18 protein-coding genes are annotated in these 19,658 nt (G+C 51.9%); 13 read left to right on the top strand and 5 right to left on the bottom strand.

The annotated features are described in order from the left end of the window. Position 1: 1 nt before the first annotated feature. From ACQUQP_RS13720 to ACQUQP_RS13695, 6 genes are all read left to right on the top strand, one after another. Positions 2-2,158, top strand: a complete 2,157-nt coding sequence (locus ACQUQP_RS13720; RefSeq protein WP_432695597.1) for an FAD-dependent oxidoreductase — start codon at positions 2-4, stop codon at positions 2,156-2,158. Then, positions 2,158-2,832: a TIGR04283 family arsenosugar biosynthesis glycosyltransferase gene (locus ACQUQP_RS13715; protein WP_432695596.1), complete on the top strand. Its 675-nt coding sequence runs from the start codon at positions 2,158-2,160 to the stop codon at positions 2,830-2,832. The genes ACQUQP_RS13720 and ACQUQP_RS13715 overlap by 1 nt, the downstream gene beginning before the upstream one ends. Continuing rightward, the gene (locus ACQUQP_RS13710) at positions 2,829-3,437 is read left to right on the top strand and encodes a TIGR04282 family arsenosugar biosynthesis glycosyltransferase (protein ID WP_432695595.1); all 609 of its coding nucleotides are present in this window, start codon (positions 2,829-2,831) and stop codon (positions 3,435-3,437) included. Before ACQUQP_RS13715 ends, ACQUQP_RS13710 begins: the two co-directional genes overlap by 4 nt. Positions 3,438-3,612: 175 nt before the next feature. After that, positions 3,613-4,710 (top strand): carboxynorspermidine decarboxylase, encoded by a 1,098-nt coding sequence (nspC, locus tag ACQUQP_RS13705; protein WP_432695594.1) that lies wholly within the window; start codon positions 3,613-3,615, stop codon positions 4,708-4,710. 35 nt (positions 4,711-4,745) lie between these two features. Further along, positions 4,746-5,984, top strand: a complete 1,239-nt coding sequence (locus ACQUQP_RS13700; RefSeq protein ID WP_432695593.1) for a saccharopine dehydrogenase C-terminal domain-containing protein — start codon at positions 4,746-4,748, stop codon at positions 5,982-5,984. A 284-nt stretch (positions 5,985-6,268) separates the two neighbouring features. After that, positions 6,269-7,825, top strand: a complete 1,557-nt coding sequence (locus ACQUQP_RS13695) for an EAL domain-containing protein (RefSeq protein ID WP_432695592.1) — start codon at positions 6,269-6,271, stop codon at positions 7,823-7,825. Positions 7,826-7,912: 87 nt separating this feature from the next. Here the strand turns inward: ACQUQP_RS13695 and ACQUQP_RS13690 are convergent, their stop codons facing one another. After that, complete coding sequence (locus tag ACQUQP_RS13690; protein ID WP_432695591.1) at positions 7,913-8,890, bottom strand: integron integrase; 978 nt, start codon at positions 8,888-8,890, stop codon at positions 7,913-7,915. A gap of 231 nt (positions 8,891-9,121) precedes the next feature. Here ACQUQP_RS13690 and ACQUQP_RS13685 point away from each other — a divergent pair, with 231 nt between their 5' ends. The 5 genes from ACQUQP_RS13685 (at position 9,122) to ACQUQP_RS13665 (ending at position 13,877) form a co-directional block, all read left to right on the top strand. Then, positions 9,122-10,150 (top strand): hypothetical protein, encoded by a 1,029-nt coding sequence (locus ACQUQP_RS13685; RefSeq protein ID WP_432695590.1) that lies wholly within the window; start codon positions 9,122-9,124, stop codon positions 10,148-10,150. 503 nt (positions 10,151-10,653) lie between these two features. Continuing rightward, entirely contained in the window at positions 10,654-11,355 is a 702-nt protein-coding gene (locus tag ACQUQP_RS13680) for a hypothetical protein (RefSeq protein WP_432695589.1), read from the top strand. Between the two features lie 125 nt (positions 11,356-11,480). Continuing rightward, positions 11,481-12,281 (top strand): GIY-YIG nuclease family protein, encoded by an 801-nt coding sequence (locus ACQUQP_RS13675; RefSeq protein WP_432695588.1) that lies wholly within the window; start codon positions 11,481-11,483, stop codon positions 12,279-12,281. Positions 12,282-12,375: 94 nt separating this feature from the next. Then, on the top strand, positions 12,376-12,888 hold the full coding sequence (locus tag ACQUQP_RS13670) for a hypothetical protein (RefSeq protein ID WP_432695587.1): 513 nt from the start codon (positions 12,376-12,378) through the stop codon (positions 12,886-12,888). A gap of 92 nt (positions 12,889-12,980) precedes the next feature. Continuing rightward, the gene (locus tag ACQUQP_RS13665; protein WP_432695586.1) at positions 12,981-13,877 is read left to right on the top strand and encodes a M23 family metallopeptidase; all 897 of its coding nucleotides are present in this window, start codon (positions 12,981-12,983) and stop codon (positions 13,875-13,877) included. 166 nt (positions 13,878-14,043) lie between these two features. Here the strand turns inward: ACQUQP_RS13665 and ACQUQP_RS13660 are convergent. After that, positions 14,044-15,206, bottom strand: a protein-coding gene (locus ACQUQP_RS13660) for an IS3 family transposase (protein WP_432695585.1) whose coding sequence is annotated in 2 segments (ribosomal slippage) — positions 14,044-14,951 and positions 14,951-15,206 — 1,164 coding nt in all. Because the reading frame shifts where the segments join, the coding sequence is not laid out codon by codon here. 38 nt (positions 15,207-15,244) lie between these two features. Here ACQUQP_RS13660 and ACQUQP_RS13655 point away from each other — a divergent pair. Continuing rightward, a complete protein-coding gene (locus ACQUQP_RS13655) occupies positions 15,245-15,463 on the top strand; it encodes a DUF2164 domain-containing protein (protein WP_432695584.1) in 219 nt (72 codons plus the stop codon). Positions 15,464-15,695: 232 nt separating this feature from the next. On the opposite strand, the gene ACQUQP_RS13650 is transcribed toward ACQUQP_RS13655, so the two are convergent. Continuing rightward, positions 15,696-15,950, bottom strand: a complete 255-nt coding sequence (locus ACQUQP_RS13650; protein ID WP_432695583.1) for a Txe/YoeB family addiction module toxin — start codon at positions 15,948-15,950, stop codon at positions 15,696-15,698. Then, positions 15,947-16,198, bottom strand: a complete 252-nt coding sequence (locus ACQUQP_RS13645) for a type II toxin-antitoxin system Phd/YefM family antitoxin (RefSeq protein WP_432695582.1) — start codon at positions 16,196-16,198, stop codon at positions 15,947-15,949. Before ACQUQP_RS13645 ends, ACQUQP_RS13650 begins: the two co-directional genes overlap by 4 nt. Before the next feature lie 705 nt (positions 16,199-16,903). Between ACQUQP_RS13645 and ACQUQP_RS13640 the strand changes: the two genes are divergently transcribed. Continuing rightward, entirely contained in the window at positions 16,904-18,493 is a 1,590-nt protein-coding gene (locus tag ACQUQP_RS13640) for a winged helix-turn-helix domain-containing tetratricopeptide repeat protein (RefSeq protein WP_432695581.1), read from the top strand. Positions 18,494-18,552: 59 nt separating this feature from the next. Here the strand turns inward: ACQUQP_RS13640 and ACQUQP_RS13635 are convergent, their stop codons facing one another. Continuing rightward, on the bottom strand, positions 18,553-19,395 hold the full coding sequence (locus ACQUQP_RS13635) for a class I SAM-dependent methyltransferase (protein ID WP_432695580.1): 843 nt from the start codon (positions 19,393-19,395) through the stop codon (positions 18,553-18,555). Positions 19,396-19,658: the final 263 nt, after the last annotated feature.

Here is a 19,658-nt window from a genome sequence, read left to right as displayed (position 1 = left end):
GATGAACACCAAACTCGTTTTGCTCGGGATTATTGTCCTGGTTGTTGCCGGCTTCTTTTTGTTTGGCGGCCAGGATCTGCTGACCCTGGAGAGCCTGAAAGCCAGCCTGGATCGCTTTCATGGCTGGCGCGATCAGCATGCCCTGTTGGTGTCGGTCGGTTTCTTTCTGGTGTATGTGCTGGTGACAGCGCTGTCACTGCCGGGCGCGGCGGTGATGACGCTGGCGGGCGGTGCGCTGTTCGGGCTGCTCTGGGGTGTGCTGCTGATCTCCTTTGCCAGCAGTATCGGCGCCACCCTGGCGTTCCTGGTATCCCGCTATCTGCTGCATGACTGGGTGCAGAGCCGGTTTGGCCAGCGCCTGGCGCCGATCAACCGAGGAATAGAAAAGGACGGTGCCTTCTACCTGTTCACCCTGCGCCTGGTACCCCTGTTTCCGTTTTTCCTGATCAATCTGCTGATGGGGCTGACGCCGATCCGCGCCCGCACCTTTTACTGGGTCTCCCAGGTCGGCATGCTGGCGGGCACCATCGTCTACGTGAACGCCGGCACACAGCTGGGCCAGCTGGAGAGCCTGTCCGACGTGCTATCGGCGGACCTGATTATCTCCTTTGCCCTGTTGGGCGTGTTCCCACTGGTTGCGCGCAAAGTGATCGGCTTCGTGCAGCGCCGCCGGGTCTATGCCGGCTGGACGCGGCCCAAGGCTTACGATCGCAACCTGATCGTCATCGGTGCCGGCGCCGGCGGTCTGGTTACCGCGTACATCGCCGCTGCCGTCAAAGCCAAAGTCACGCTGGTGGAGGCGGGCAGAATGGGCGGCGACTGTCTGAATACCGGCTGCGTTCCCAGCAAGGCACTGATCCAAAGCGCTCGCCTGGCCGCCGATATGCGCAATGCTCAGCGCCTGGGGCTGTCTGCCGTGGAGCCGCGGTTTTCGTTCAGAGAGGTGATGCAGCGGGTGCGCCGGGTCATTCAATCGGTGGAACCCCACGATAGCGTTGAGCGTTACACCAAACTCGGTGTGGAGGTGGTCAACGGCTACGCCCGGCTGGTCGATCCCTGGACCGTGGAGATCGAGCGCTCTGATGCTGAACCTCTACGATTGACTGCGCGCAGTATCGTACTGGCCACCGGCGCGCAGCCGATCATTCCCGATCTGCCGGGTCTGGATCAGGTGGACTATGTGACCAGCGATACGCTCTGGGAGCGCTTCTCTGAACTGGACGATCTGCCGCAGAAACTGGTGGTACTCGGCGGTGGCCCGGTGGGCTGCGAACTGGCCCAGGCGTTTGCGCAGCTGGGGGCGAGCGTGACCCAGGTTCAACGCGGGCCTTGCGTGTTGCCGAGTGAAGATCTCGAGGTATCGGCGCTGGCCGCCACCAGCCTCAGCAATGCCGGGGTCGACCTGCTGCTTGGCTTTGCCGCCGAGCGTTGCGAATCGGTCGACGGGCGGCACTACCTGGTGGTGAAGCACGCAGGTGAGGAACGACACATCGAATTTGATTACCTGGTGCTGGCAACAGGGCGCGGCGCGCGTCTGAGCGGTTATGGGCTGGAAAAGCTCGGTATCGAGACAGGCCGGACCATTCGCACCAACGAGTTTCTCGAAACCCGCTTTCCGAACATCTACGCCGTGGGGGATGCGGCCGGCCCCTACCAGTTTACCCATGTGGCGGCACATCAGGCCTGGTACGCGGCGGTGAACGCGCTGTTCGGTAACCTAAAACGGTTCGTGGTGGATTACCGGGTGATTCCGCGCACCACCTTTATCGATCCGGAGGTGGCCAGCGTGGGGCTGACCGAGCGGGAAGCGCAGGAAAAAGGTGTGCGTTTCGAAATCACCCGCTTTGAGATGGCTGAACTGGACCGAGCGCTGACCGAAAGCCGTGCCGAGGGCTTCGTAAAGGTAATTACGGCCGCCGGCAAGGACAAAATCCTCGGTGTCACCATTGTCGGCGCCCACTCAGGTGAGCTGCTGGCGGAGTTCGTGCTGGCGATGAAATACAACCTGGGTCTCAACAAGCTGCTCGGTACCATCCACGCCTACCCGACCTGGGCCGAGGCCAACAAATATGCTGCCGGTGAGTGGAAGCGGGCCCATACACCGACCGGATTACTGCAGTGGATAGAGCGCTACCACCGCTGGCGCAGGGAGGGGTGATGGGAATCTCCGTAATCGTGCCGGTGTTGAATGAAGCGCAGCAGATGCCGGGATTGCTGGCGCACCTTAAACAGCTGGAGCAGCGTGGCGCAGAGATCCTGATCGTCGACGGCGGCAGCGATGATGGCTCTGCCGATCTGGCCCGCGCAGCGAACTTTGAGGTGATCGAGGCACCTCGGGGCAGGGCGAGCCAGATGAACGCCGGGGCCGGCGCCGCCGCTGAACAGCTGCTGCTGTTTCTGCATGCAGATACCCGTCTCGCCGATGATGGATTGGAGCAGCTTGGACGCCTGCAACAGTCATCGTCTGATTGCTGGGGGCGCTTTGATGTGTGTATCGATGGCAGGCACAGGATGCTCGGTGTGATCGCCGCGATGATGAACCTGCGTTCGCGTCTGACCGGTATCGCCACCGGGGACCAGGGGATCTTCATTACACGGGAGCTGTTCGAGCGGGCAGGGCGCTTCCCGAACCAGCCACTGATGGAGGATGTAGAGATCAGCAAACGCCTTCGCCGCCTGCAGCCACCGGTCTGCCTGAAAGGCCCGGTGCACACCTCCGGGCGGCGCTGGGAGTCCCGCGGCGTCTGGCGCACCATTCTGCTGATGTGGCGTTTGCGTCTGGCCTACTGGTGGGGCGCTAATGCCCAGACATTGGCGCGGAGGTATCAATGAACACTGCGCTGGTGGTTTTCGCCAAGGCGCCCCTGCCGGGCTATGCGAAAACACGCCTTGTACCGGCGCTGGGAGAGAAGGGCGCGGCCCAGCTGGCCGAGCGCCTGTTGCAGCATACCCTGGCCCGGGCCCTTGCCGCGGATACAGGGCCGGTGGAACTGTGCGTCGCACCCTCGTCTCGGCTTGAGTGCTGGCAGGGTCTGCCCGATGGCATCCAGTTGAGCGAGCAGGGCGAGGGCGATCTGGGCGCACGTATGGCGCGGGTCGCGCAGCGCTCCATCGCCGCGACAGGCCGCGTTATTCTGATCGGCACCGACTGCCCTTCGCTGGGTGTCGATCAACTGCAGGCGGCGGCCCGCGCGCTTAACTCAAGCGATTGCGTGATGGTGCCGGCCAAAGACGGGGGTTATGTGCTGCTGGGCCTGAACAGATTCTCGAACGAGCTGTTTACCGCTATCCCCTGGAGTACCGACCGGGTCGCGGCGCTGACCCGTGAGCGCATCGCAACGCTGGGCTGGTCGTTGCAGGAACTGGCGCCACTGCATGATATCGATGAACCCGAGGATCTGATCCATCTGCCGGACGCGTTGACCCCGCGCGACTGACGGAAAAGTGGCCAACATGAAGACCCAACGGTGCCATTGCATTTGAGGATCGACTAAGCTGAACCGCTGAGACCGAAAAAAATGTCTGAAAACGACATTTTTGACGCCGAAGGAATGGCCCCCGCAGGGCCGCTTAACTACAATGCTCGCTTTTTAAAATTCAGCCCGGATCGAGATGCTCAAGACACCTTACTACCTGATCGACAAGGCCAGCCTCAAAGCCAACATGGAGAAGATCGCCTACGTGCGCGAGCGCTCCGGTGCCAAGGCGCTGCTGGCGCTGAAATGCTTTGCCACCTGGTCCGTGTTCGACCTGATGCAGGAGTACATGGACGGCACCACCTCGTCTTCTTTGTTCGAGGTGAAGCTGGGCCGCGAAAAGTTCGCCGGTGAGACCCACGCCTACAGCGTGGCCTACTCCGATGAAGAGATCGAAGAGGTGATCGCCAACTGCGACAAGATCATCTTCAACTCCATCGGCCAGCTGGAGCGCTTCAGCGAGCAGTCTGAAAGCGTGATCCGCGGTCTGCGTGTAAACCCCAAGGTAAGCACTTCCGACTTCATCATCGCCGATCCGGCGCGCCCGTTCAGTCGCCTGGGCGAGTGGGACCCGGAAAAGATCGAGCAGGTGATCGACAAGGTTTCCGGCTTCATGTTCCACAACAACTGTGAGAACGACAGCTTCGAACGCTTTGACGAGATGCTCTGCCAGATCGAAGAGCGCTTCGGCCATCTGATCCACAAAGTGGATTGGGTCAGCCTCGGTGGCGGCATCCACTTTACCGGCGAAGGCTATCCCGTCGATCAGTTCTGTGATCGCCTGCGCAGTTTCTCTGAAACCTACGGCGTTCAGGTGTACCTGGAACCGGGCGAAGCCGCCATCACCAAGACCACTTCACTGGAAGTCACGGTGCTGGACACCCTGTTCAACGGCAAGAACCTGGCGGTGGTCGATGCATCGATCGAAGCGCACATGCTTGATCTGCTGATCTACCGCGAAACCGCCAAGATGGAACCGAACCAAGGCCCACATACCTACGAGGTGTGCGGCAAGTCCTGCCTGGCGGGCGATATCTTCGGCGAGTTCAAGTTTGAGAATGAACTCAAGATCGGTGACCGGCTCTCGTTTAAAGATGCCGCCGGTTACACGATGGTAAAGAAAAACTGGTTTAACGGAGTCAAGATGCCGGCCATCGCCGTGCGCGAGCTCGATGGCAGCGTGCGTCTGGTGCGGGATTTTGACTATCAGGATTTTGTAAACAACCTCTCTTGAGGATTCACCCAGCGATAAAGAAGTTGAGGAACGCGATGAGCAAAAACGTGTTGATTATCGGGGCAGGCGGTGTCGCACAGGTTGTGGCCCACAAATGTGCCCAGAACAACGACGTACTGGGGAATATCGCAATCGCATCGCGCACGCTGTCCAAGTGCGAAGAGATTGTGGCCAGTGTCAAAGAGAAGGGCGCGATGAAAGTGGACGGTCAGCTGACCGCGCACGAACTGAATGCCCTGGATGTGAACGCCACGGTCGAGTTGATCCGCGAAACCGGTTCCGAGATTGTTATCAACGTGGGAACCGCGTTCCTTAACATGTCCGTGATGAGCGCCTGTCTCGAAGCGGAAGTGACCTACCTGGATACCGCGATCCACGAAGAGCCGGACAAGATCTGCGAACAGCCGCCCTGGTACGCCAACTACGAGTGGAAGCGTCGTGATGCGTTCAAAGAGAAAGGCCTCACCGCCATTCTCGGCGTCGGCTTCGATCCGGGTGTGGTTAACGCCTACGCGCGCCTGGGCTGCGATATGCTGGATACCGTTGAGTCCGTTGATATCGTCGACGTGAACGCCGGTAGCCACGGCAAGTACTTCGCTACCAACTTCGATCCGGAGATCAATTTCCGCGAGTTCACCGGCACTGTTTACTCCTGGCAGAACAACGCCTGGCAGTCCAACAAGATGTTCGAAGTGAGCCGTACCGATGATCTGCCGGTGGTTGGTTCGCAGACCACCTACATGAGCGGTCACGATGAAGTGCACTCCCTGTCCCAGAACCTGGGCGTGCCCAACGTGCGCTTCTGGATGGGCTTTGGCGAGCACTACATCAACGTCTTCACCGTTCTCCAGAACTTAGGGCTCTTGTCCGAGCAGCCGGTGAAAACCGCTGAAGGTCAGGACGTGGTGCCACTTAAGGTGGTTAAGGCCGTTCTGCCGGATCCGTCTTCTCTGGCTCCGAACTACACCGGTAAAACCTGTATCGGTGACTTCGTGAAGGGCACCAAAGACGGCAAGGAGAAAGAGGTCTTCATCTACAACGTGGCAGACCACAAGGACGCTTACAACGAAGTAGGCAGCCAGGGTATCTCCTACACCGCCGGTGTACCGCCGGTCGCAGCCGCCATGCTCGTCGCCAGCGGCGAGTGGGATGCCAAGACCATGGTCAACGTTGAAGAACTCGACCCGCGTCCGTTCATCAACATCCTGAACAAAATCGGCCTGCCGACCCGTATCAAGGACGAAGAGGGCGACCGTCCGGTCTCTTTCGAATAAGTCTCTGACGAGTCATAGCTGATTCTGAACGCCGCTCTGCATCATGCAGGGCGGCGTTTTTGTTTGCTCTATACCGCAACACCCTGAATTGGCGAAGCAGATCGAGTTACCTCTTTCCCATCGAGCAGCATCTGTTACGCCCTGGCGATCTATAATCTGGGGGCATGATGAAAATGTTGGTCTTCCAGCACCGGTTATCAAAATACAGTCGAGGCCTAAAGGTCGGCTAATTGCATTCGGGCTATCGCATAACCACACGGAAAGTGTCTGAGTAGGGGCTTGCCGTGAACAGCAGTGCCAACGCGATATTTGACAGGGTCAGCGTGATTCTCGTCGGCGTACTTGTTGGTCTGGCAACCTATTACCTCAGCTACAGCCTGCTGAAAGGGGACCTCCAGGCACTCCTTCAGCGTGAGGCGATAGCCAGCCTGAATCAGATCGAAGTGATTGCCGGTGATGTCCTGTCGACACTGGATACGCTCAATGCCCGCAACACACAGGATTGTGATGCTGATACGCTGCTTGAGATGCGACAGGCGATGTTTGTCTCTGCCAATATCAAGGGTGTCAGTTTTGTAAAAGATGGGTATTTGATCTGCAGTGCCGCTTTGGGCGCGCTGGAGCAACCTGTAAAGATCGAAGAGCCGGATTTTATTACTGAAAGCGGCGCTTCGGTCTGGATGAATGTGCCGATCAGGCTGACCGATAAAGAGCTTTCGGCCATGGTCATCCAGTCCGGAAGTTTCAGTGGGGTTATCCATCGTGATTTTCTGGAGAACCTGGTTACGCTGGATACCGCCTGGCATCTCGATGTGGCCGACGGCGTAACGAGTCGCCCTGGAGACAGTCTCGTTGCATCAGGGCCACCGGGCAAACCGGGGGCTGCATTCAAAGTGCGCGACTGCATTGGGACCCTGCCGTTCTGTATCACGATCACCGCGACAAATTTGTTTTTCCATCAGCAGTATTACCAGGCCCTGGTGGGTTGGGTGGCCGTTTCCTTTTTATTGGCGCTGTTCAGCGCATTAGCCGTGTCCAGCTTTATTCGTCATTACCGTTCCACGGAGGCCCGGGTCATGCGTGGGCTCGCTGCGGGTGGCTTTCATTGTCTTTATCAACCCATCGTGGATCTTGGCAGCGGCAGGATTATAGGGTGTGAAGCCCTGGCCCGTTTCCGGGATGCTAACGGCGAGATTGGTCCCGATCTGTTCATTCCGGTCATTAATTCCAGAAAGAAAACCTGGACCTTTACGCGGTTGATCATCAACCAGATGCTGAATGATCTGGATTCAATCGTTGCCCTGCCGAAACCGTTCAAGATCAATCTCAACTTTTTCGCCCAGGATATCGAGAGCACCCAAATACTGGAGCTGCTTTCCAGCAGTGAGCTGAAACGGGAGGGAATCCAGTATGTGGTTGAAGTGACGGAAAATGAGCAGCTTTCCACACTGGAAAGTTCAGAGGTGCTGGTGACCATGGCAGATAATGGCTTCCAGATCGCTGTCGATGACTTCGGCACTGGGTATTCCAACCTGAGCCAGATCCGTGATTTCAAATGTCATACCCTCAAAATCGATCGCAGCTTTATTAGCGCGATGGAGGGCGGTTCGGTGCGCTCTACGCTGATCCCGCATATTGTCGATATCGCAGCAAAAATCGGCGCCGAAGTAGTCGCCGAGGGCATCGAAAACAGAAGTCAGCTCAAGGCGCTGGTCGACGTGGGCGTCCATTACGGTCAGGGCTACCTGTTCGGAAAACCGACTAGCTTCGAAAATCTGGTAGCGCTTATCGAGGCACAAAATGACAGCAGCAGCGACCACAGGGGACCGAGCCCTGTTTAGGATTTTTTAAAGACAACAGGGGCCGGAGTGCTTTTCATAGCGCGTCGTTCAGGGGGTTAGTACCGCGGCGTTTTCGTTTCTATGCCTTTATCTCTGCTCTGGAAGGCCACTTAAAGGACTCCTCACACCCTGAGCGCCTTGCTTCAGTACATGGGTGTAAATCTCTGTCGTCTTTACATCGGCGTGCCCGAGCTGTTGTTGAACTGTGCGGATGTCGACGCCTGACTGTAACAGGTGAGTGGCAAATGAATGACGCAACGTATGGCAGGATACCTGTTTCCTTATACCGGCATCGCGGGCTGCTTTTTTTATAATCTTATTAAGGTTACTCTCATCGAAGTGGTGTCGCCGCAAACAGTCGCTATCAGGATCGATACTTAAGCGAGAGGCAGGGAAGAGATAATGCCATTCGGACTCAAAAGGAGCGTTGGGGTATTTTCGGGCAAGTGCATCCGGCAGCCAGACGCCTGCATAGCCCACGGTCATTCGGTCTTTCGCGAGCAAGGCTTCGATGTGTTTGACCTGTTTAGTCAGCAGGGCCAGCAGCTCATCGGCCAATGTCACCAAACGATGCTTTCCCCCTTTGCCGTTCATTACCCGAACCTGGCGGTAATCGAAATCGATATCCTTTACGCGCAGGCGAACCAGCTCGATCCGCCGCAAGCCAGAGCCATACAGCATCGCTGCCATCAGGTAATGCTCACCGGTAAGCTGAGAAAGCAGCGCCGAAACTTCGTCCGGTGTCAAAACCACAGGCAATTTCCGCTGTCGTTGGGATCGATTGAAGCCCGACAAGTCACCAACGGACTGCCCCAGAAACTTCGTTTTAACGAATACGACCGCATTCAATGCGAGCGCCTGAGTACCCGCCGAAACGTCTCGTTCTGTCGCGAGAAACGTCAGAAACCGCTGGATATCAACATCACCAAGTTCGGACGGATGCCTCTTGTTACAGAACAGGATGAAAAACTTGATCCAGTACAGGTACGAGCGAATCGTCCGCCGACTGTAGCGCTGCACACGCATAAAGTCTTCCACGGACTTAAGGAAAGGGGAGTCCGACATGCTTAACACCTCATCCATGAAATGTAATAGCGAATGTATACCTGTTAGTTGGCGGACTGTCGTGGGAGCTACCTTTTTGTTAATGAGTTATCCAGAGTACTCCCTTTCATATCAAAGGCTTATGAATAAAATTGAGCCGGAGTCCAGAATTAAAAGGTATACCTGCTAATAATTATTATGAGGTCGTAGACCTCATTAACAGACTGTTAAATTTATAATAAGGGACATCTCGTGACCGAAGAAAAAGTAGTTAGGATCTGTTGGAATACCAACTCTTGGCGATCACCTTCGGGACCAGAAGGAAAATCTAAAAACAAAGACTCATACGAAGAAATTGTTGGCTATGGCCATGAGGAATGGCTCTTTGATCTCGACAAGATCGTAGATGGCTACCACTATAGTTTTTTACAAGCAGCCAATACCGGGCGAAATGTTCATAAGGATAGTGATTTAAAGGTATATCTATATTCAATTAACAGTGCAACGAAAACGAGATGGTGGATTGGTTCAATTGATAAGCTTCAGATTGTTCCTGAATTAGAATCAGAGAGAATATATCAGATTTATAAAGAGCAAGGATGGCTCGATGAAATGATTGATCAAGTTGGTCAGGCAGGTGCTTCTTCGGAAGACCTAAGAAAAACTGACCCTAAAATTCTATTTACCGTCAAATTCAGGCCTAGTGATTTAAGTTTAGAAGAACCTCCTAAGGAGTTCTCCGCAAGTGACGACTCCCTATCCGCTACTTATTATAATTTTCAACCATATTTAGGCTTGCCTGATTTCTTAACCCATACTTTTAACTTTGTGCCCGGCCATAATCCGGGAAAAGATGAAGGCTGGAGAACATATGAAGATAACAGCAAGAAGATAGATAACATTCATAATAAAATTCAAAATGGAGCATACCTCCATCTTACTAAAAGTTATGGGAATGATAATGTTGGTACAGAACAGCTAACAACTAATGGTACGAAGATCGATATAGTGGCAAGAGAGAGCGATAAGGGCCTGATATTTTATGAGATAAAAACATCATCAACTGTTTTAGCGTGCATTAGAGAGGCTTTTTCTCAGCTTCTTGAATATTCATACTATCCCGATAGCAATCATGCTAAAAAGTTAGTGATTGTATCCCCAAATAAGATTACTGAAGAGGCGTCAGCTTATTTGAATAATATTAGAGAAAGATTTGGAATACCTATTTATTATCAAGCTTTTGATATGGGCACTAATGAGCTCGAGACAGAATTACATTGAAAATTTAACAAATCAAAGCACTCGGACAGCGTAAACGCTGCCGGTGTTTGAAGCGTTATAAATCGAAGGGAATATCGTGCAAGTAACCGCTAATTTACATGAATGTAAGCACTGCTCCGGTACTGGAACGTGCACCAATGGAAAGGATGGAGCTTCATGCTTGGCGTGTGCTAAGCGAAATGAACTCAACTTTTGGCAGCTAAAAAATCAACATGGGCTAATGTGTGGATCGTGTGGTGGCATAGGTAAAGCCGAACCACTGACTGAACGGCTCAATAAGCGCGCTGCACCTCTTCTCGCACTTATGCTTACATTTGGAATATTGGCGCTAATCACGTTTGCCACCATCGAAAAGAGTCCCTACTTCTCCGAGCTTTTAGCATTTGGTAGTGCCATTATTGGTGCTGTAGCAGGCTATTATTTTTCTAGGGCTAGAAGTGATTTATAATTATTATGGGGCCAGAGGCCCCATTAACAGACTGTTAGCTGCCTAGGAGAGTTCGGTGTTACCCGGAGACATTTTATTGCTAACTGGTGAAGGAAAGCTGTCATCATCTCTTGTCGCCATGCAAAAAGTTATCTATTCAAAAGCTCGTTCAAGCCATGTTGAGTTTTGCTTAGGCGATGGAATATTTATTCATTCTACAGGTGATAAAGGTGTTCACTTAACTCTGCTACTTGATGAGGATGTTGCTTGTGAAGGTAGATGGAGAGTTATTCGACATAAAACCATAACAGAAGCAGGTTTGAATACCGAAAAACTTCAAAAAGCGGCTATGTTTTTTTATGCCCAAGGCTACAACAAAGTATTCATGGGTTCAGGAAATGAAAAGTCTTCATTTTGCTCTGAACTTGTTGCTAAGGCTTATGAAAGAGCCGGAATAAAGATTATTTCGGGAAAAGCTCCAAGTAAAGTTACGCCTGCACATTTTGATTTAGAAGCAGATAACCTGGAAGATTGGTTAGATGTTACCGAAGAATACAAAGCTATCTTAGCTGACATGAAAGAAAATGAATTCCCGTATAGATTTGCTGCTACTACGTTAAGTGCAGCGATGAACCGACGCAAAATACATGAACCATTGCGAGAGAAAATCATTGAGCGTTTTGAGAATGGCTCTTTGAAAAATCAAGAATTAGCTAGAGAAATGAGAGAGATGCTCTCGGGTAGAGAATTAAATTTTTGGCACGAGAAAGACAGCTAACAAACGCATTAAATCGCTCGCAAGCTCGCTGGGACGCTAACACATGGGCTGCGTCACTTCGTTCCTAATTTTAGCCCATGTGTTATCGCCCTTTATGCGGGGCGTTATATTCAAGGAGAGTTTGAGTGCTGACATTGACAAAATTTCTTGATGCAGCGAATGTCAGCCTTGATACGGCGAGTTACAAGGTTCACTTGGCGACTGGCAATCCCCTTCATGCTTTTTTCCAGGGCAGGTTCAAAGAGTGGCAGGAACGCCAAACTCAAAGGAACTTTACGCGCAACCATATTGTTTCGCTTATTGAGGTTCGCAGAGATACCTGGTTGTTTGTGGGTGTCTATAAGGTCTTGGGCTGCAAAAAGGTTAGCGACAAACACATCGCCTATGAAACAGAGTTGCTGCCAGGTCAAGATGATTTAATTGGTCGCGTGGTGGTGTCTCATCAGCGGAGTGGTAGGCCATCATACATATATGGCAAGCCGGATGGTGCTGGCTTTACTGTTACAGAAGTTCTGCCAAAGCGCATGAGTGTTGGGGAGTTCCCTGGGCACAACAAAGTTAGAGTCACTCATGAACAGCTTCGGTTAATCACTGCTCAAGAGGTGCCTTCTTGGCATGGAGCTCTCTCGAATGTATGTGGCATATATCTAATTACCGATACGGCAAATGGTAAGTTGTATGTGGGTAGTGCTACTGGCGGTACGGGTATATGGCAACGATGGTGTTCCTATGCCAGTAATGGCCATGGGGGTAATCGTGACCTAAAGCTAGTTCTAAAAGAAAATGGGAGTGGGCATAAATTAAATTTCCAGTACTCAATTCTGGAAATAGCCGATACTCATTCAACCGAAAAACAAATTCGCAAGCGTGAGACGTTCTGGAAAGAGGTTTTGTGCAGCAAGGTTCATGGCTATAACGGCAATTGAATATAACAATGCGCTCAACTTCGCTCACTTCGTTCGCTGGACAGTTAAACGCTACGCGTTTGCCTGCCCGTTAGCTTAATCGTTGGAGCTTACTATGACCCATCATTACTATTTCATAGATTCAAGTGGCCCGGATACAAATCTTCAATTGTACTCATTGCAGCAAGCCAAATTATACTGGTTAGCTCTGGAGAACGACATTGAAGAAAATGATCAAGTCGAGCATTTTCATGAGCGGTGTGTTTTTATTATATGCACAATAGGCCTAAGTGTTTCGCAGTTACTTGGCCAGAACATACCTGAGCCAAGCGAAAGAGTGCCGTCGCCATCGAAGATATTTGAAAGCCTAGTTGATAAGCACAACTTACATGACGGCCTGAAAAAGCAGTTTAAGGAATTTATAGATACCTATGATCATTGTCGGCATTTTGGACTCACGAATAATGGGAGCAGGCACTGGGAGGTAAGCCAAGTAACCTTGGATACAACTAAAAGAGTGTATGAGTTTGGGTTGTTGGTTTGGGAAACTGTCATTGGAATTTATCGAAAAGACTCAGAAAGTGAACTCGAGGATTTAGATTTAGAAGATATCGAACATGAGCTCTAACAAGGCCATTAAATTCGCTCCCTACGGTCGCCGGACGCTTGCAAGCTCGCGCCGTTTATGGCGGCGTCATGCACTACTGATAAATTAACGTGATGAGTGAAATCCTTCCTATAGCGTTGGCGGCCTATCCGATACTTCTTTCAGGAGTGGCTCTCGCCTGGCTACTCAGGGTTCCCTATCTAAGCAGGCTGAATTGGCTAGTCCGGTTATCGGCTTCTGGAAGTATCATCACTTTCGCGTTTATGACTGGCCCTTGGGCGTTCACAAGTTATTACCTGCGGTATGTTGTGCTCGGGCTATTCGCCATCGCTGCGGTATTCTCATACTTCCGGGCGAGACGTAATAGCCATCGTTTTTCTGCGAGCGATTGCAGAATCGCAATTCCGCCTATACTGGTCCTTCTGTTATTCGGGGTGCTGGATGCCTTGGCCATCAGGTCATATTACCCATCAGAGGAAACGACTGAGTTGGTTTTCCCGCTTGGATCAGGGACCTATTACGTGCTTCAAGGCGGCACCAGCACAATCACAAACCCGTTCCACGCGCTGGGTGATAGCAAGCTGGCCATGGACATCGTGAAGTTAAACTCACTTGGCAATCGGGCACAGGGCATAAGCCCTGCAGGGCTTAGTGCCTACGAAGTCTTCGGCGAGAAGCTTTACAGCCCGTGCCAGGGAACTGTTTTCAAGGTTCGAGATGGCCTACCGGACAACCCTCCTGGACACCCCGACACAGAACATCCGGAAGGCAACTATGTGGTGCTGAAGTGTGCTGAGGCGGATGTTTTCATGGCCCACCTGAAGAGCGGAAGTATTAAAGTGGCGCTTGGTGACGTCGTGGCTGTGGGGCAGCAATTGGCTGAGATCGGCAATTCGGGGAATAGCTCCGAGCCACATCTTCACATTGACGCAAGGAAGGATGATGTGGAGAAGGGTCTCAGGTTTAGCGGGCGGTTATTGTCGATCAACAGTGTGATAAAAAGACAGTAAAGAAATGGATAACAACACCCTTAACTCCGACGTACAAAAGCGTCGCTTCGCTATGCTTTTACACGCCGGTTACGGTGAGCGTTAAGTGAATCAAGAGATCGAATTATGGATAATATAAAGTTCACCAAAGAAGAAAAAGAAGTGATGGTGAAGAAGGTTGTAGTGGTCAACTAATCCCGGACACGGTTTTAAGTTTTTCTTCCGCCGCCACCGGACTGATGCCGCCATTGGCACGATGTGGCCGCTGGCGGTTGTAGTAATCCATCAGATACCGACCCATATCCATTTTGGCGACCATTAGCGAGGAATAACCGGTTTCTGGCACCCATTCCGTTTTCAGGCTGCGGAACAACCTCTCCATCGGCGAGTTGTCCCAGCAATTTCCACGACGGCTCATGCTTTGCTCCATGCGGTAGCGCCAAAGCCGCTGGCGGAACTTCAGACTGGTGTACTGACATCCCTGATCCGAATGGAACATGATGCCTTCAGGGTGCCCACGCCGGTTCCAGGCGTCATCCAACGCCTTGATGACTAGACTCGCGTCGGCTGTCGTGGAGACTGCCCAGCCAACAACTTTGCGGGCGTACAGATCCAGAACGACGGCTAGATAAGACCACTGAGATCCTGTCCAAATGTAGGTGATGTCACCGCACCAGACTTGGTTAGGGTGTAACACATCAAATTCACGGTTCAGCCGGTTGGGTATGTCCACATGCTCAATGGTCGTCCGTTTGTATTTATGGCGGCCTGGCTGCTTACACACTAAGCCGGACTCTTTCATCAGGCGACGGACTAAATAGCGGCCGGCAACGATCCCTTCTGAAGCCAGAAAGTCACAGATACCCCGGCTTCCCAGCGCGCCACGGCTGAGCTTGAAAGCACGGTTTACGTGGGCTTTAAGCTCAAGGCGTTGCGGCTTGATACGCCGCTTTGCCTTCCTGTAGTCATAATAACTGGAACGTTTGATACCAAATGCCTGACAGACCAGATCAACAGGCTTTAACTCTCTCAAACGGTCTATCAGCGCATACGTTTGAACTCGTCTGACATTAAGAGAGCGGAAGCCTTTTTTAATATGTCCTTTTCTTGCTCCAGGCGTTTAACCCTGGCTTCCAGTTCCTGGATGCGCTTCTGCTCGGGCGTCATAGCTTTGCTGGCGGGCGTTTCCCCGTCACGTTCGGCACGTAACTGATCCACCCACCGACGCAGTGCGGTATCACCGATACCAAGTGACCGGCAGGCCTCAACGATGGAATAGCCCTGATCCAGTACAAGACTGGCGGCTTCCAGCTTGAACTCGGGCGTGAAGGAACGACGTTGTTTTTTCATTGAACACCTCTTGGGTGGCAAGGTTACCACCTATCTGGGTGTCCGGAATCATTGAACCACTACAGGTCCAGCTCTACTTCAGAGAAGAATTAGATCAGGAAATTGGTGGGTTCGATGCAGAATTTCTCATTGATTTCTTTTCAGAGGAAATGGGTGCATTTTTCTATAATCGTGGCCTATATGATGCAGAAGTGGCTATCAATGAAAAAGTTGCTGAAATATCAGATATGTTAATTCAACTTGAAAAGCCAGTATAAAACGGAAATCTCGCGTAACAAGGCAGCGTTGTCGCCTTCGGCTGGGATTGCCATTCCGCTGGCGCTCCAAAAGTCACGGGGTCAGGTCTTGTTTTTTGATTCAGACTCCCAGAATAGAGGAAAAAGACAAGATTTTGTCCTCCGCAACTACGCAAAGCCGAAGCGGTTTGGTCGCTGTGCCCGTCAACACGCCGCGATTTATGCCACACCCTGTGCAGTGCGTTATACGCAATCAGTAGTGATGACGTAATTGTGCAATTAGAAGGGAATCCTCATGAACCTTATAAACGATGCGATGCTCGTCATTGATTCTTCGGGACCAATATCCAGACAAGGCATGTTTCAAGGGTTCGGGCTTGCCTACACCATCGAAAGGCTCTCGCTGGATTTCTTTAATGAGCGTATTAATACGCTTGAGTATTTTCTTATCCGTCTTCTGCCAGAATATGTAATCTTCCCAAGCCTTTTCCGCAAAGATTAGCTTCACTCAAGCAATTCCTTTTCTTGTCCTTTTCCGTCTTCAAGCTCGGCAATAGCCTCAATCAGCCGTCTGGCATTTTTAGGGCTTCGCAACAAATAGGCAGTCTCTTCAAGGGCTTGGTAGTCATCCATCGAAATCATAACTACAGCACCTTCGCCTTTTCGGGTTATGGCGATTGGGGCGTGGTCGTTGCAGACCTGTTCCATAGTTTTTGCAAGGTTGCTGCGGGCAGCGGTATAGCTAATGCTTTCCATAGTAGGTTCCTGTACATGTACAAAAATATGTACATAAGCGTAGCGGCGCATAACATGTTGGTCAAGTCGGACGCTCAATGCTTCGTTTCGCTTTTGCCATCCTATTGCTCAAACTTCACTCCCGCTGTGGCGCCGATTCCCAGATCCCCAAGGCCTTAGTCGCCCGAGCAGCAGGGTGCACTGAAGATTTTTATAGCCATTATCAGGATGTCTGGGGGCAGGTGACGTTGCACTGATGGGGCCTGCACTGACGGGGTCAGATCTTGTCTGTTGCCTCTTTTCTCGGAATATGAATCAAAGAACAAGACCTGACCCTCCGCGCTCCTCCAAGCAACGCGGTATCAGCCGGGTTTGATATTCACTCTGATCGTGGAGTCCATGCCGCTGCAACCGTTTTCAGGCGCTGATGGACAGTCATGGCTGTTTGCCCGCTATGAGCCGTAAACGGAACGGCTGGGACAATCCGGTGTTGGTGTCTTTTTCAGTCGGCTAAAGGTGAAGCTGGTCTATGCTGAGCAGTATCGAACATTGACGAGGCTAAATCAGGGATCTTCGAATGGATTGGAGTGTTTTATAACCGCATACGTACGCGCTAGGCTTTGGGCTATGTCAGCCTGGCTGAGTTTTATTTTTCAGTACCCCTTTAGGTCTTTGGTTTTTAGCAGTTTTTTGTTTTCTTCAGCGTGGACTTCGCAGGAAGTATGAATGAAATTTTGCTTTGACGACTATGTACTCGATACCCGTGCTGCTGAACTGACGTGTTTGGGGGAGGTGATCACACTTGAGCCCAAGGTGTATGACCTTTTGGTGCTGTTGGTTGCAGAGCGTGACAGGGTTGTCTCGAAAGATGAGATTGTAGAGCAGCTCTGGCAGGGCCGTTTTACATCGGACACGGCTATTACCACCTGTGTAAAGATGCTGCGCAAAGCCTTGGGGGATGATGGTCAACGGCAGCGGTTGATTCGGACCCAGCGAGGTAAGGGGTTGCGGTTTATTGCGGAGGTCTCAACGGTAGCGCCCTCTGCTGAAAATATTGAATCAAGTATTGAGCCATCAAAAATCATCGTTGACTCACTGCAGCAAAGCACACCGGTTGATGCTGTGGTGCATCAGGGCAAACCTTCAATCATCGTCATGCCCTTTAAAACTGGCTCGAATAACGAAAACCAGATTATCTCAGAGGCCATTGCTCATGATCTGATTCAGGGGTTGTCACGTTTGCGCTGGATACGGGTCATTGCCCGGGGTACCGCCTTTCAGTTTACGATGGATAACCCCAATCTTGAGGACATCGGCAACAAGCTGCATGTTCGTTATGCCCTGTGCGGTTCGACGGATGTACTCGGTGGCAAACGTATCATTATGGTCGAGCTATCTGATTGTGAGACAGGCGATGTGATCTGGGCAGAACGATTTGAAACATCTCTAAACGATGTACACGAAACCCGTGAAGAGATTCTGACACGGGTGATCTCATCGCTTGAGATGTATATCCCGCTTCACGAAGCCAGCATGGCATCGATTGCTGTTTCGGATAATTTGGATGCCTGGGCAAATTACCATCTGGGATTAAGGCACATGTTCCGTTTTAATCAGACGGATAATGGGCGCGCTGCACAGTATTTTTCGCTGGCTATTCAGCAGGATCCGCTCTTTGCCAGAGCCTATGCAGGCTTGTCGTTTACGCGCTTTCAGGATGCGTTTTTACGCTACGACACCGACACGGTGACGGCAACACAGGATGCCCGACGTCTGGCAGAGAAGGGCATAGAGATGGATCCGCTGGATCCCTTTACAAATTACAACATGGGGCGGGTGCATTGGCTCGAAGCCGACACGGCAGGAGGCTTCGGTTGGCTAACCAGAGCGGTAGAACTGAGCCCCAATTATGCGCAGGGTTACTATTCCTGTGCATTTGCTGAGTTGATGCAAGGCCACGCCAGCGATGCGATCACTCACGGCATGCAGGCGTCTCATCTGAGCCCACTAGATCCGTTGTTGTATGCGGTTTATACATCACGAGGATTGGCTCATCTGCAAAATAATGATCTTGCGAATGCAATGATCTGGTCAGAAAAAGGTGCACGCTCACCCGGGGCGCACTACCTGATTCATATGATTACTGCCGCCATCCACGCGTTGGGGGGGCAAAGTTCGCAAGCAGAGCACTGGCGTAAGCAGGCACTTATGCGAACTGCCAACGTCGATACCGAGCATTTCTTTGTGGCGTTTCCCTTTGTCGATCAGGACTTTCGTCAGTTACTGCTGCAAGGGCTGAAGAAGGCTGGTTTCTGAGCTGAAAAGACAATGAACCCGGCCAGATGTTTTATGTCGGGCCGGGTTCTTTATCGCCATTAATTAGCGGATTTTTTGATTACTATTTCCAGATAGCTAGAAGGCAGTTTCATGGTGCCGTCTGTCGCAACGTTGTGTGACTGGATCAGTTGCAAAATATCTGCGGCCAGCAAATCCTGTTCTGCTTCCGGCAATGCGCCAAACGCTTTATGGGTCGGGCCATAATAGGTGCGGAAGACATCCAGCCAATGATCCGGTGACAGATAGCGGAAGCAAAACTCACGCTGGTTAATCTCCATGGTTTCTGCACCCTGACCAAAATGTGTCTCAATAAACGCCTGGGTACCCCACAGAGCGGGTGAACTCAGTCCGGCCGGCGGCGCGACATATTGACCGATCAGCTTGAACAACTGGCCAATAAAGCCGTCCGGTGTCCAGTTGGCCAGACCAATCTTGCCGCCTGCCCGACATACACGCAGCATCTCGCTGGCTGATTGCGCCTGGTTTGGCGTGAACATCACACCAAAGGTCGAAATGACATTGTCAAACTGTCCATCTGCAAAGGGCAGTCTTTCAGCATCGGCGACCTGATACTGCACGGAAAAGCCATCCGCCTGAGCGCGTTCAGCACCTTGATCCAGCAGTTCGCGAACGTAGTCCGTTGAGGTGACATTGCAGTGGCGGCGAGCAGCGGCCAGTGTGGCATTACCGTTGCCGGCAGCGACATCCAGCACAGTATCACCACTGCGCAGATCCATCGCTTCACACAACAGCTCGCCACTGAGCTGCAACGTTGAGCCGACTTTGGCGTAGTTGCCGGATGCCCAGGTCAGTTGCTGTTTTTTCTTGATTGCATCGTAATCGGGTTTGGTTTCAGCTGAAACAACGGCTAAAGATGTCATGGTTAAATCTCCTGTTATGCCCAGCGGGTTGCTGTGTTTTGTTATCTCACGTTGGCAAGATTAGGGTTTCCTCGGAGGTGGCGCTTGAGGGCTGGGTGGGGAATGTGTGGGGAATAGATGGCGCTGTCTGAACGCGGTCGAAAAAGAGTGAACAAGACGCTTCACGAGGAGTTACGGGGTCAGAGTTACGGGGTCAGGTTTTGTTTTTTGATTCATATTCCGAGAACAGAGGCAAAGGACAGGATCTGACTCTACGCAGCTAC

Source organism: Marinobacterium sp. YM272 (genome assembly GCF_050908845.1).
In the GTDB taxonomy this organism is placed as follows: domain Bacteria; phylum Pseudomonadota; class Gammaproteobacteria; order Pseudomonadales; family Balneatricaceae; genus Marinobacterium_D.
This window is presented reverse-complemented; position numbering and strand designations above follow the sequence as displayed.